Origin of the sequence: Neptunomonas antarctica, from assembly GCF_001305295.1 — a bacterium.
Lineage (GTDB): Bacteria > Pseudomonadota > Gammaproteobacteria > Pseudomonadales > Balneatricaceae > Neptunomonas > Neptunomonas antarctica.
The window spans coordinates 171,991-183,668 of sequence record NZ_LJSI01000027.1 but is presented as its reverse complement, the minus strand read 5'-3'; the positions used below and the strand labels follow the sequence as shown (position 1 = coordinate 183,668).

The following is an 11,678-nucleotide window of genomic DNA, read 5'->3' as shown; positions in this document are numbered from 1 at the left end:
ATAACCCTGACCGGTAACGGTCAGGGTTTTTTTATGTCTGGAACTTAGCGTTTGGGTAGGAAGTGAAAGCAGAGCACTGCTGAAAATAACCAACGGCATGATAATTAAATAGCAGTAAATGATGAAACACGCTTCTTAAATTGCTTATATTGTTGTTAAATACCTGCTCTATAAAACTATATATTTGAGTTGATATGTATTCAGAAGTTGATATTCGTCGTCTGACGTGGCAAAGCCGTCGCGGTATGTTAGAACTAGATCTTTTGTTTGTTCCTTTTGTTCAGGATGCTTTCAGAGATTTACCTGAGGAAGATAAAGATCGATTTGTAAAACTTTTAGCTTGTGAGGACCAGGATTTGTTTCTATGGCTGATGGAGCGCGAAATCCCAGTTGATCCTGACCTTCATAAAATCGTTCGTATTATATTAGATCGTGTTCAGCCTTCTTGATTTAGCCATCAAGCCATCACGTCATTTCAGATGGTTTCATCAAGGGTGCTTGTGTGTAGCATTTTTTGCGTTGGTTTATTCAAATTTGTCTTTAGTCTGGTTACTACTTTCTGTTGGGGTGGTTGTTTGTTTGGCGTTAACTTACTCTGATCCGTTAGTCGTCATACGTCTTGTATGGGATCTGGATCGGCGTTCAATGAAAATATTGTGTTCGAATATGGAGTGGGTGCTTGTTAATGAAATAGTAAGTATTCATTTGTTGCCTGGGCTATGTGCCTTCAAGGTTAAAATTGAGTCTGGAAAAACTGTATCAATATCTGTGTTCCCAGACTCTGTTTCACAAAGTGAATACAGACGTTTAAAAATTGCATTGCAGCTGGGGAAAATGGAGTTAGCCTCTACGGCCACTCGTAATTAATTGGGGTTAATATAGTGTCTCTTGGTTCGGGTCCTTGTTTTGGATAATCGAGAGTGTAGTGTAGCCCTCGGCTTTCTTTGCGTAAGGAGGCAGAACGAATAATCAAGTCAGAGACTAATGCAAGATTTCGTAACTCTAGTAAGTCTTTACTAACTTTGTAGTTTGAATAATATTCTGTAATTTCCTGCTGTAATAAATCTACCCGATGCTTGGCTCTTTGTAACCGTTTGTTGGTTCTTACGATACCAACATAGTCCCACATGAAGCGCCTGAGTTCCGCCCAGTTGTGCGAAATAATGACATCTTCATCCGAGTCTGTGACTTGAGACTCATCCCACTCCGGAATGTCGGCTGCTTCGGGGGTTTCATTTAGGCGAAGAAGTATGTCGTCTGCGGCAGATGCCGCAAAGACAAGGCATTCCAATAATGAATTTGATGCAAGCCTATTAGCGCCATGTAGCCCGGTAAACGATGTTTCACCAATAGCATACAAAGCATTTAAATCTGAACGTCCTTGCTCATTTGTCATAACTCCGCCACAGGTATAGTGTGCTGCAGGAACTACCGGAATAGGGTCTACGCTTATATCAATACCAAGAGTGAGGCAGCGTTCATAAATGGTGGGGAAATGTTCGAGGATAAAGTCTTTGGGTTTATCGGAGATATCCAGATAGAGGCAGTCGCTGCCTAGGCGTTTCATTTCATGATCAATGGCTCTGGCGACAATGTCCCTGGGTGCTAATTCACTTCTGTTATCAAACTTATCCATAAAACGTGTTCCGTCAGGAAGCAGTAGTTTTCCTCCTTCGCCCCGGACCGCTTCGGTAATCAGAAAAGATTTCGCTTGTGGATGATAAAGGCAGGTTGGATGAAACTGATTAAACTCCATATTGGCAATGCGGCATCCAGCTCGCCATGCCATGGCAATACCATCTCCACTCGCCCCGTCAGAGTTGCTGGTATAAAGGTATGCTTTGGATGCGCCCCCTGTCGCTAAAACAATAAATTTTGCTTTAAAGACATTGACATGACCTGTTTCAGAGTCGAGTACATAAGCGCCTAAACAGCGATTTTTTGCAAGCTTAAGCTTTCTTCTGGTAATTAAATCTACCGCTGTACAGTGCTCAAAAAGATGAATGGAACTGTGCTCTTTTGCCCGTTTAATTAACGTGTCTTGAACAGCACGACCCGTTGCATCGGCAGCATGTATAATGCGGCGATGCGAGTGGCCCCCTTCTTTCGTCAGGTGGTAACGCTCACCTTCGCGAGTGAACGGAACTCCTTGTTCAATAAGCCATTCTATCGATTGCCGTCCATTTTTTACTGTGAACTCTACGGTATTATTGTGACTTAAATGAGCGCCAGCAGTGAGTGTATCGGAAACGTGATCCTCGATTAGATCCTCCTCATCAAGAACAGCCGCAATACCTCCTTGAGCTAGCCATGTAGAGCCGCTAGTTAAGCTTCCTTTGCTAAGTACCGCGACCTGAGCAGATGATGCGGCCAGGCGCAAAGCTAGAGAGAGGCCTGCAGCCCCGCTACCGATGATAAGTACATCAAATTCCTGTTGCATTCCGATATATACCGCTGAACTTTATTAAGTCTTCTATTATGCCGATTTCTTTTTGTTACCGTTATATATTTTCAGAGCTTTGCGTGAACTTACAATTCCTGACATATTGGATAATACCCATAATTTAAAGAGTGGATGTAAAGCTGCGCATGGCAAGCGGTAAAGCAGCAGAGTTGGATTGGCTGTCTGTGCACAGATTTCATTTTAATCGTATTAAAGCTGAACTATTTTTTATTAAACCGATCATATCTGAAGTGCTCTCAAAGGTTGCATTTCAGTAGTGTTCAGTCACATACTGCGCTGTTATTAGTATCCGTGAGTTCCGGATAGTGTTTTGTTCTTAATGGTGATAGGGATTAGTGGTGTCGAGTGAGAGCCAGACGGATATTGACCAGCAGTTGGTAGAGAGGGTTCAGGCCGGAGATAAGCGCGCCTTTGATCTCCTTGTTGGTAAGTATCAGCACAAAATTATTGGTTTAGTCGGCCGTTATGTGTACGACCACCATGAAGCGATGGATATTGCGCAGGAAGCTTTTATAAAAGCTTATCGAGCATTGCCACGTTTTAGAGGTGACAGTGCTTTTTACACTTGGTTATACAGAATTGCTATTAATACAGCAAAAAACCATCTTGTTTCAAGAGGTCGAAGACCTCCTGATGTCGATATTGATGTGGCAGATGCTGAATATTTTAATGGAGGCAATGAATTAAGGGAACTTGAGAACCCTGAAAATAGTCTATTAAGAGACGAGTTAGAATCTGTTGTTAAAAAAGCTCTGGATCAGTTGCCGCAGGATTTACGTTCGGCTTTGACCTTGCGCGAATTTGATGGAATGAGCTATGAGGATATCGCATTAGTAATGGGTTGTCCTGTGGGCACAGTTAGGTCTCGCATTTTTAGAGCGAGAGAAGCAATCGATAAAGAGATAGCGTCACTGATGTAGTGTTGTTATCAGTACATTATTTGAAAGTGAAATGATGAGGGTATAAATATGAGCGATGAGTCTTACGAGTCGCTTTCGGCGGCAATGGATAGTGAAGTTTCATCTTTTGAGTTACGCCGAATGTTAGGACGCGTTCAAAAAGAGTCATCTCTTAATGATGAGATTTCTCTCGGTAAATGGCAACGATACCACTTAGCTCAGAGAGTGATGCATGGTGCTGAAGTAAGTCAGTATGAAGATAGTAGTGATTTTGTATCAAGAGTCCGGATAGCCTTAGATAATGAGGCCGCTGAAACGATTGCTGATACTTCGGGGTTGTCAGAAGCAGGGGCCATTGAACCACACGTTTGGTGGAAGCCGTTGATGAGCATGGCTATGGCCGCTTCGGTTACGGCTTTTGTTATTCTGGGAGGGCAGCAGTTTATGCAGGATTCGTCAGTCGACTCCTCATTACGCCAGACATATACTATTCCTAGCGTACAGGCTTCGAAAGATTTTGTGCGGGCTCAGTATAATAGTTTTCCCGTACAAAAAAACACCGCATCAGTCGCTGGGGAACCTGAAGTTATAAGATTGTCGCAGGGACTTAATCGGTATATTGATCAACACCGTCATTTGCTCAGTTCAACTCAACCTGCCTGGCAAACTGATTGGTTGCCAGAAGGTTACGCCTCTGTGCGTCATGAGGTAATGCCGCATGCTGAAGTGATGATGTTCAGCGATGGTAAACACTCGGTTTCAATCAGTGTTGAACCATTAGGGCGTCAAAGTGTACCTGCAGGAGTGGTGCAATCAAACAATATTGTTGCTGTGGGTCGAGCCAAAGAGAATTGTTTCGTAACTGTCGTGGGTGATATTCCTCTTATGATAGCAGATCGCATTGCTGCATCGGTTAGGGCTGTTCGGTAACTTTATATGATAGAAGATATATGATCGAAGAGCATGCCACTGTTGTTGATGTATTTGTAGGTGCAGTTTTGATTGAGTCGTCAAGGACTTCTGCCTGTGGACAGTGTCAGTCTAAACAAAGCTGTGGGCAGAAGGCTATTTCAGAATGGGCGTCTTCTAAAATGGCTCGAATTGAAATTGATAATCCTGGCCATCTCCTGGTGAAGTCAGGAGATAATGTAATTGTAGGTATAGATGAAGGTAGTTTTCTGAAGGCATCAGCACTGATGTATTTGCTGCCATTAGTTTTGATGATCGTATTTGGCGGGGTTGCCCAGTCTTTTGTAACATCAGAATTATTTATTATTGTATTTTCATTTATAGGGCTTTTGGCGGGCTTTCTCGGAGCGAAGCTCTTGAGTCGGCAGCTTGAGCGACGGTCTCAGTATAAGCCTGTGTTACTTAGAATTTCATCATTAATGAAGGGGTAGTTAAATCATGAAGCGTTTTGTGATCGCGTCTGTTTTTTTGTTGGCGACTGCAGTGTCATCAGTTAAAGCGGAGTTACCCAACTTTAAAGATTTAATTAAACAGGCCGCGCCCGCTGTGGTCAATATTAGTACGATACAAAAAATATCCCACCCATCTATTTCTGGTTTTGATTTTAAGGGCCCGAATGGTGAAGAAATTCCTGAAATCTTCCGTCATTTTTTCCGATTTCCTGATCAAAATCAAGCTCCGGATGCGCCCCCTCACAAAGCGCCTCAGTCATTAGGTTCCGGCTTTATTATTAGCACTGATGGCTATATTCTGACAAATCACCATGTGGTTAAAGGTGCTGACCAAGTATTGGTGCGCTTAAATGATCGGCGTGAACTCGAAGCCGTTGTTGTCGGATCTGATGAACGTTCAGATATCGCTCTTTTGAAAATTGATGCACAGGATTTACCTGTTGCTAAAACCGGTGATTCGTCGAAGCTTGAAGCGGGTGAATGGGTGTTGGCGATAGGTTCGCCTTTTGGATTTGACCATACGGTGACGGCAGGTATCGTAAGCGCGACAGGGCGTGCATTGGAGAACGAGACTTACGTTCCATTCATTCAAACAGATGTAGCTATTAATCCGGGTAATTCGGGAGGGCCATTATTCAACCTGAATGGTGAAGTGGTAGGCATTAACTCTCAGATCTACACGCGCTCCGGTGGTTTTATGGGGTTGTCGTTTGCCATCCCTATCGATGTGGCTATGAATGTATCTAAACAGCTGAGATCTGATGGTTTTGTGACCCGAGGTTGGTTGGGGGTTGTGATTCAAGAAGTTAACAAGGATCTAGCCGAGTCTTTTGGACTTGATAAGCCAGCAGGTGCTTTAGTTGCTAAAGTCCTTGCAGAGAGTCCGGCAGAAGAGGCCGGTTTGCATGAGGGCGATATTATTATTAAGTTTGATGGGCAGCCAATAATCCTGTCCTCTGACTTGCCGCATCAGGTAGGCCGCGTGCTGCCGGGTAGTAACGTTAAGCTGGATGTGATCAGAAATGGTACAGAGAAGAAAGTATGGGTAAACATTGGCACGTTGTCTGACGGCGATCAGCCTGTCAAAACATCCAAGCGTGCGTTGCCTGAGCCTGAAAATAATCGTTTGAACATAATGATTTCTGAATTAACGAGCCAGCAGCGCGATAAATGGAATCTTCATAATGGCGTTGTTATTCATAAAGTGTCACCAGGCGCTGGTGCCAATGCCGGATTGGTCTCTGGTGATGTGATTACTATGCTGAATGGGAAGCGAATAGAAACGGTCAAACAGTTCGCAGAAATTGTTGATAATCTGCCACCCGGGCGTGCTGTGCCTATGCGTATTGTGCGTAGAGGAAGTCCACTATTTATTCCACTGAAACTCAGTAAAGAATAAAACTGTAAGCAGGTTAAGCTGAAGCACCCCTTACGGGGTGTTTTTGTATCCGCAGGTGATTGTGTTATTCGGTTGGTTAGGATAGCCGAAACTCCATAAATACGTTAAACTTGCGCCTTTTTTGTAAGCTTCGTCAATTGCTATCAGCGCTGAGAATTAATTATCGTGAGTAAGATCGAGCACATCCGCAATTTTTCCATTATTGCCCATATCGACCATGGTAAATCCACATTGGCCGATCGATTCATTCAGACATGTGGCGGTCTGGAAGCGCGCGAGATGCAGGCGCAGGTTCTTGACTCTATGGAGCTGGAAAAAGAACGTGGTATTACCATCAAAGCACAGAGTGTTACGTTAGATTTCACTTCTAAAGATGGCAAAACATATCAGTTGAACTTCATCGACACACCAGGACATGTCGATTTTTCCTATGAAGTATCGCGTTCACTTGCGGCGTGTGAAGGGGCATTGCTAGTCGTAGATGCAGCGCAAGGAGTGGAGGCTCAGTCAGTTGCTAACTGTTATACCGCCTTAGAACAAGGGTTGGAAGTATTACCCGTTCTGAATAAAATGGATTTGCCTCAGGCTGAACCTGAGCGTGTACGTCATGAAATTGAAGAAGTCATTGGTATTGATGCAACCGATGCTATTGCGTGCTCAGCAAAAAGTGGTATGGGCGTTATGGACGTTCTTGAAGCATTAATTGTCACTATTCCTGCACCAGAGGGGGATGTTAATGCTCCGCTCCAGGCATTGATCATCGACTCCTGGTTTGATAACTACCTTGGGGTAGTCTCACTGGTACGTGTAAAAAATGGCACCTTGCGTAAGAAAGATAAAATTCTAATTAAGTCGACAGGGCGAACTCAGCAGATTGATTCTGTCGGCATTTTTACTCCGAAAAGAAAAGAAACCGGCGTGCTGAAAGCAGGCGAGGTTGGCTATCTTGTTGCCGGTATTAAGGATATTCACGGTGCTCCGGTGGGAGACACGATAACGCATGCAAAAACCCCTGATGTTGAGTCTCTGCCAGGGTTTAAAAAGGTGCAGCCACAAGTATATGCGGGTCTTTTTCCTACGAGTTCTGATGACTATCAGGATTTTCGCGACGCACTTGATAAGCTAACATTGAATGACGCTTCGCTGTTCTTTGAACCAGAAACCTCTGATGCGCTGGGCTTTGGTTTTCGTTGTGGCTTCCTTGGCATGCTTCATATGGAAATCGTTCAAGAGCGTCTTGAGCGTGAATACGATCTTGATCTGATTACGACAGCCCCGACAGTAATCTATGAGATCGTGTTGAATACCGGCGATGTGATTCAGATTGATAGTCCTTCAAAATTGCCAGATCCTGCCCGCGTCCAAGAGATGAGAGAGCCTATTGTGCTAGCTAATATTCTTGTGCCGAATACCTATTTGGGACAGGTTATTGGTTTATGTGTTGAAAAACGCGGTGTTCAAAAAAATCTGCAGTTCATAGGACAGCAAGTACAGGTGACTTACGAGTTGCCTATGGCTGAGGTTGTACTGGATTTCTTTGATCGTTTGAAATCTGTAAGTCGGGGTTATGCCTCACTTGAATACAATTTTATACGTTTTGAAGCTGCGTCTTTAGTTCGTATGGATGTGTTGATCAATAGCGAAAAAGTAGATGCGCTGGCGTTGATCCTACATAAAGAGAACGCGCCATACCGGGGTCGTATGTTATGCGAAAAGATGAAAGAACTTATACCTCGTCAAATGTTTGATGTGGCCATTCAAGCGGCAATAGGTGGAAAAATCATCGCACGCACATCAGTTAAAGCATTACGTAAAAATGTTATCGCTAAATGCTATGGTGGTGACGTTAGTCGTAAGAAGAAACTGCTGCAGAAACAGAAAGAAGGTAAAAAACGCATGAAACGTGTGGGCAGTGTTGATATCCCTCAGGAAGCTTTCCTGGCCGTATTGAAAATGGATAGTTAAGGAAAAACAATGAACTTTGATTTTGCGCTTGTCCTGGTACTTGCAACATTTATTACAGGTGTCGCCTGGCTCGCTGATACGCTGTTGTTTGCAGGCAGCCGGAAAGCGACCTTATCTGCAGCAGAACAGGTGGCCGGTGGACGTTTGCCGGAAGAAGCGGCAGACACGGTTACCCGTATGTCATGGTGGGCAGATTTTTCTAAATCGATGTTTCCAGTGCTTGCTGTTGTTCTTGTGGTGCGATCGTTTTTAGTAGAACCGTTTCAGATACCTTCAGGTTCTATGTTGCCAACATTACAGATTGGGGACTTTATTTTAGTGAGTAAATATCACTACGGGCTTCGGTTGCCGGTATTAGGCACTAAAATTGTACCCGTTAACGATCCTGATCGTGGTGATGTTGTGGTCTTTAAGTACCCTAAGGATCCTTCGGTCAACTATATTAAACGTGTGGTTGGTCTGCCTGGAGATATTATTCGGTATCAGGATAAAATCGTTTATGTAAACGGACAGCCACAGATGCAGGAGTTATTGGCAAAATTACCACCAAGAGCACCAGAAACCTTATTATATAATGAAACATTGGGCGAAGTGACTCATGAAATCTATAATAAGGTACAAGCTCCCAATAGAGTAGGTGAGTGGAGCGTACCTGCAGGACATTATTTTGTTATGGGTGATAACCGTGATAATAGTAATGATAGTCGTTATTGGGGGTTTGTTCCCGATGAGATGTTGGTCGGCAAAGCTTTTGCGGTGTGGATGCACTGGCCTACTTTCTTTAGTCTCCCAGACGTTACTGCGATGCGTGCAATCCGCTAACAAGTTAAAGGTGGTAGCGAATAATGTATAAACAGGAAAAAGGTGCTTCGTTCTTCAGTATGCTCATTGTGCTAATGATGGCAGGTACCTTGCTGGCAACAGCGTTTAAGATCTATCAACCTTATCTGAATCATTTGACGATTAAATCGGTCATAGAAAATGTAACGCAAGACTATGATGAATTACGCAAGCCAATTCCCACCATTAGAGCTGATATTAATAAGCGTCTGTATATTAATCAGGTCAACTTGCCTACACAGGATGCGTTAGTCATTGTTAATGATAAGGGATTATTGAAATTTAACCTCAAATATGAAGTTCGGCTCCCCATGTTTTTTAATGTTGATGCCGTTATAAAATTTTCTGAATATTACGAAGCAGTGGTACCTTGATTAAATCCATACCTGATCTAACACGCCGTCTTGGTTATACCTTTAATGATCCGGCTTTTTGCGAACTAGCTCTGACGCATCGAAGTTGTGGGAAAAAAAACAATGAACGCCTGGAATTTTTAGGTGACTCCATTGTTAATTTTGTTATAGCTGATGACCTCTTTCAACGTTTTCCTAAAGCCCGAGAAGGGCAGTTGAGCCGTTTGCGGGCTAGCATGGTTAAAGGTGAAACGTTGGCCGAAATTGGCCGCGAATTAAAGCTTGGTGACTATTTACGCCTGGGTCCAGGTGAATTGAAAAGCGGTGGTTTTCGTCGGGATTCAATTTTAGCCGATAGCGTCGAAGCGTTAATTGGTGCTATTTATCTCGATAGTGATCTAGAAATTGTTCGCGGATTTATTCTTGGCTGGTTTGAAGAACGTCTGAATAAGCTTGATATTGACGAAGCATTAAAAGACTCTAAAACACGTCTGCAGGAGTATCTGCAATCCCGCCGCTTGTCTTTGCCTGATTATAATTTGACGAGGGTCGAGGGTGAAGCGCACGAACAAACTTTCTTTATTCTGTGTCATATACAGCCGTTGGATGAACCCACCGAAGGCATAGGAAATAGCCGCCGACAAGCGGAACAGGAAGCTGCTAAGCACGCGCTTCTTCAATTGGAAGAGGTGAAAAAATGAGCGAAGACATGCAAAGTTGGATACAGCCTAAAAACGCCGACGCTAAAGATCAGCGTTGTGGTTTTGTCGCCATCGTTGGGCGTCCTAATATGGGTAAATCGACGCTTATGAATTACATGCTGGGGCAAAAACTCAGCATTACATCGAAAAAGCCACAAACGACTCGTCACCAGATTCTTGGCATCAAAACGATAGACGATCTGCAAATAATGTTTGTTGATACGCCAGGGTTGCATAAAGAGCAAAATATAGCCCTGAATCGTTATATGAATAAAGCGGCATCAGAGGCTTTGCGGGGTGTCGATCTGGTTCTTTTTATGATCGACAGAACGGCGTGGACGGAAGAAGATCAGCTTGTTCTGGAGAAGGTAAAACATGCGCAATGCCCTGTTATTCTGGTCGTTAATAAAGTAGATCAGCTGGCCGATAAAGCATCTTTATTGCCGCAGTTAGGCGTGCTTTCCGAAAAAATGGACTTTTCAAATATTATCCCGGTATCAGCAAAGAGTGGTACCAATGTCGATAAGCTAGAAGAGCTTATCTGCAGTTACATGCCGCAAGGTACACATCATTACCCAGAAGATCAGCTGACGAATCGTAGCTCGCGTTTTATGGTGGCTGAAATCGTCCGTGAAAAGCTAATGCGTAATGTGGGCGACGAGGTACCTTACGGCGCCACTGTTGAGATTGAAGAGTTCGTGCATGACGGATCTCTTTTGACGATCAGCGCATTGGTTCTGGTAGAAAGGGATGGGCAGAAGAAAATCATCATCGGTGACAAGGGCGATCGAATGAAAACCATTGGTCGGGATGCGCGTCTCGATATAGAGCACCTGTTTGATTGCAAAGTGATGTTGAAGCTTTGGGTCAAAGTGCGCCGTGGTTGGGCTGATGATGAACGTGCATTACGTAGCTTGGGTTATAATCTTGGCGAATAATGAATTACAAGGTTGATGAACAAGCAGCCTACGTTCTTCATTCACGTCCTTATTTAGAAACCAGCGCTCTGGTTGATTTCTTTACACTGGAGCAGGGAAGAATCACTGCTGTTGTTAAAGGGATGCGCCGCCCGGGTTCAAAACTGCGTGGTGTACTCCAGCCTTTCATTCCATTACAGGTTTCTTTACGTGGCCGGCAAGAGCTGAAAACGCTGATACAGGCTGAATCAGTTGGAATGAATGGCATACTGAACGGTAGAGCATTGATATGCGGTCTGTATGTCAATGAAATGATGCAGCGTTTACTTTCACCCTATGATGCGCATCCTCATCTTTATGTTTATTATCAATATGTATTAAATGAATTGATTGCGGGTCATGATATTGAAGGTGCTTTGCGTACCTTTGAGCACCATTTACTGGCCGAAACCGGCTATGGGTTAGCATTGGATTTGGTTTCAGACCAGACAGTTTATTATTTTGATACAGAAAACTGGCGCTTCAAGGCGGTGGTTAATATTACGGAGACAAATCGTAATCGCTGTTTTCATGGTAAGGATCTTCTTGCCATCGACCAGGATTGCTATGATACGCCCCAGCTGCGACAGTCGGCTAAGAGATTGATGCGACTTGCTATTGACCATCTACTTGCTGGCCGGCCACTCCATAGCCGGGCACTATTTCAGAAAAAATGAGGA

13 protein-coding genes are annotated in these 11,678 nt (G+C 43.8%); 12 read left to right on the top strand and 1 reads right to left on the bottom strand.

Annotation, left to right across the window (positions count from 1 at the left end; translation table 11 throughout):
* Positions 1–194 precede the first annotated feature (194 nt).
* Positions 195–449: an FAD assembly factor SdhE gene (locus Nant_RS06615; protein WP_054340847.1), complete on the top strand. Its 255-nt coding sequence runs from the start codon at positions 195–197 to the stop codon at positions 447–449.
* Positions 433–867, top strand: coding sequence for a protein YgfX (locus tag Nant_RS21255; RefSeq protein WP_420798925.1), 435 nt, complete (start codon positions 433–435; stop codon positions 865–867). The genes Nant_RS06615 and Nant_RS21255 overlap by 17 nt, the downstream gene beginning before the upstream one ends.
* On the opposite strand, the gene nadB is transcribed toward Nant_RS21255, so the two are convergent.
* The gene (gene nadB, locus Nant_RS06610; protein WP_054340846.1) at positions 848–2,440 is read right to left on the bottom strand and encodes an L-aspartate oxidase; all 1,593 of its coding nucleotides are present in this window, start codon (positions 2,438–2,440) and stop codon (positions 848–850) included. The two genes, Nant_RS21255 and nadB, sit on opposite strands and share 20 nt — an antisense overlap.
* Before the next feature lie 362 nt (positions 2,441–2,802).
* On the opposite strand from nadB, the gene rpoE reads away from it, so the two are divergent.
* The 10 genes from rpoE (at position 2,803) to recO (ending at position 11,675) form a co-directional block, all read left to right on the top strand.
* Entirely contained in the window at positions 2,803–3,384 is a 582-nt protein-coding gene (gene rpoE, locus Nant_RS06605; RefSeq protein WP_143773566.1) for an RNA polymerase sigma factor RpoE, read from the top strand.
* 48 nt (positions 3,385–3,432) lie between these two features.
* On the top strand, positions 3,433–4,293 hold the full coding sequence (locus Nant_RS06600) for a MucB/RseB C-terminal domain-containing protein (RefSeq protein WP_054340844.1): 861 nt from the start codon (positions 3,433–3,435) through the stop codon (positions 4,291–4,293).
* 20 nt (positions 4,294–4,313) lie between these two features.
* Entirely contained in the window at positions 4,314–4,763 is a 450-nt protein-coding gene (locus Nant_RS06595) for a SoxR reducing system RseC family protein (RefSeq protein WP_054340843.1), read from the top strand.
* A gap of 7 nt (positions 4,764–4,770) precedes the next feature.
* A complete protein-coding gene (locus Nant_RS06590) occupies positions 4,771–6,183 on the top strand; it encodes a DegQ family serine endoprotease (RefSeq protein WP_054340842.1) in 1,413 nt (470 codons plus the stop codon).
* 165 nt (positions 6,184–6,348) lie between these two features.
* Positions 6,349–8,148 carry a translation elongation factor 4 gene (lepA, locus tag Nant_RS06585; RefSeq protein WP_054340841.1) on the top strand — a complete coding sequence of 600 codons (1,800 nt, stop codon included), beginning with the start codon at positions 6,349–6,351 and terminating at the stop codon, positions 8,146–8,148.
* Between the two features lie 9 nt (positions 8,149–8,157).
* Complete coding sequence (gene lepB, locus Nant_RS06580; RefSeq protein ID WP_054340840.1) at positions 8,158–8,970, top strand: signal peptidase I; 813 nt, start codon at positions 8,158–8,160, stop codon at positions 8,968–8,970.
* 23 nt (positions 8,971–8,993) lie between these two features.
* Positions 8,994–9,362: a DUF4845 domain-containing protein gene (locus Nant_RS06575; protein ID WP_054340839.1), complete on the top strand. Its 369-nt coding sequence runs from the start codon at positions 8,994–8,996 to the stop codon at positions 9,360–9,362.
* A complete protein-coding gene (rnc, locus tag Nant_RS06570; RefSeq protein ID WP_054340838.1) occupies positions 9,359–10,042 on the top strand; it encodes a ribonuclease III in 684 nt (227 codons plus the stop codon). The genes Nant_RS06575 and rnc overlap by 4 nt, the downstream gene beginning before the upstream one ends.
* Positions 10,039–10,980 (top strand): GTPase Era, encoded by a 942-nt coding sequence (gene era, locus Nant_RS06565; protein ID WP_143773565.1) that lies wholly within the window; start codon positions 10,039–10,041, stop codon positions 10,978–10,980. The genes rnc and era overlap by 4 nt, the downstream gene beginning before the upstream one ends.
* A complete protein-coding gene (gene recO / locus Nant_RS06560; RefSeq protein WP_054340837.1) occupies positions 10,980–11,675 on the top strand; it encodes a DNA repair protein RecO in 696 nt (231 codons plus the stop codon). The genes era and recO overlap by 1 nt, the downstream gene beginning before the upstream one ends.
* The last annotated feature ends 3 nt before the right edge of the window (positions 11,676–11,678 follow it).

Excerpts from the sequence above, each read along its gene's own strand:
- Nant_RS06615 (WP_054340847.1), top strand. The coding sequence starts at position 195 with ATGTATTCAGAAGTTGATATTCGTCGTCTGACGTGGCAAAGCCGTCGC.
- Nant_RS06595 (WP_054340843.1), top strand. The coding sequence starts at position 4,314 with ATGATCGAAGAGCATGCCACTGTTGTTGATGTATTTGTAGGTGCAGTT.
- lepB (WP_054340840.1), top strand. The coding sequence starts at position 8,158 with ATGAACTTTGATTTTGCGCTTGTCCTGGTACTTGCAACATTTATTACA.
- Nant_RS06590 (WP_054340842.1), top strand. The coding sequence starts at position 4,771 with ATGAAGCGTTTTGTGATCGCGTCTGTTTTTTTGTTGGCGACTGCAGTG.
- recO (WP_054340837.1), top strand. The coding sequence starts at position 10,980 with ATGAATTACAAGGTTGATGAACAAGCAGCCTACGTTCTTCATTCACGT.
- nadB (WP_054340846.1), bottom strand. The coding sequence starts at position 2,440 with ATGCAACAGGAATTTGATGTACTTATCATCGGTAGCGGGGCTGCAGGC.
- era (WP_143773565.1), top strand. The coding sequence starts at position 10,039 with ATGAGCGAAGACATGCAAAGTTGGATACAGCCTAAAAACGCCGACGCT.
- Nant_RS06600 (WP_054340844.1), top strand. The coding sequence starts at position 3,433 with ATGAGCGATGAGTCTTACGAGTCGCTTTCGGCGGCAATGGATAGTGAA.
- Nant_RS06575 (WP_054340839.1), top strand. The coding sequence starts at position 8,994 with ATGTATAAACAGGAAAAAGGTGCTTCGTTCTTCAGTATGCTCATTGTG.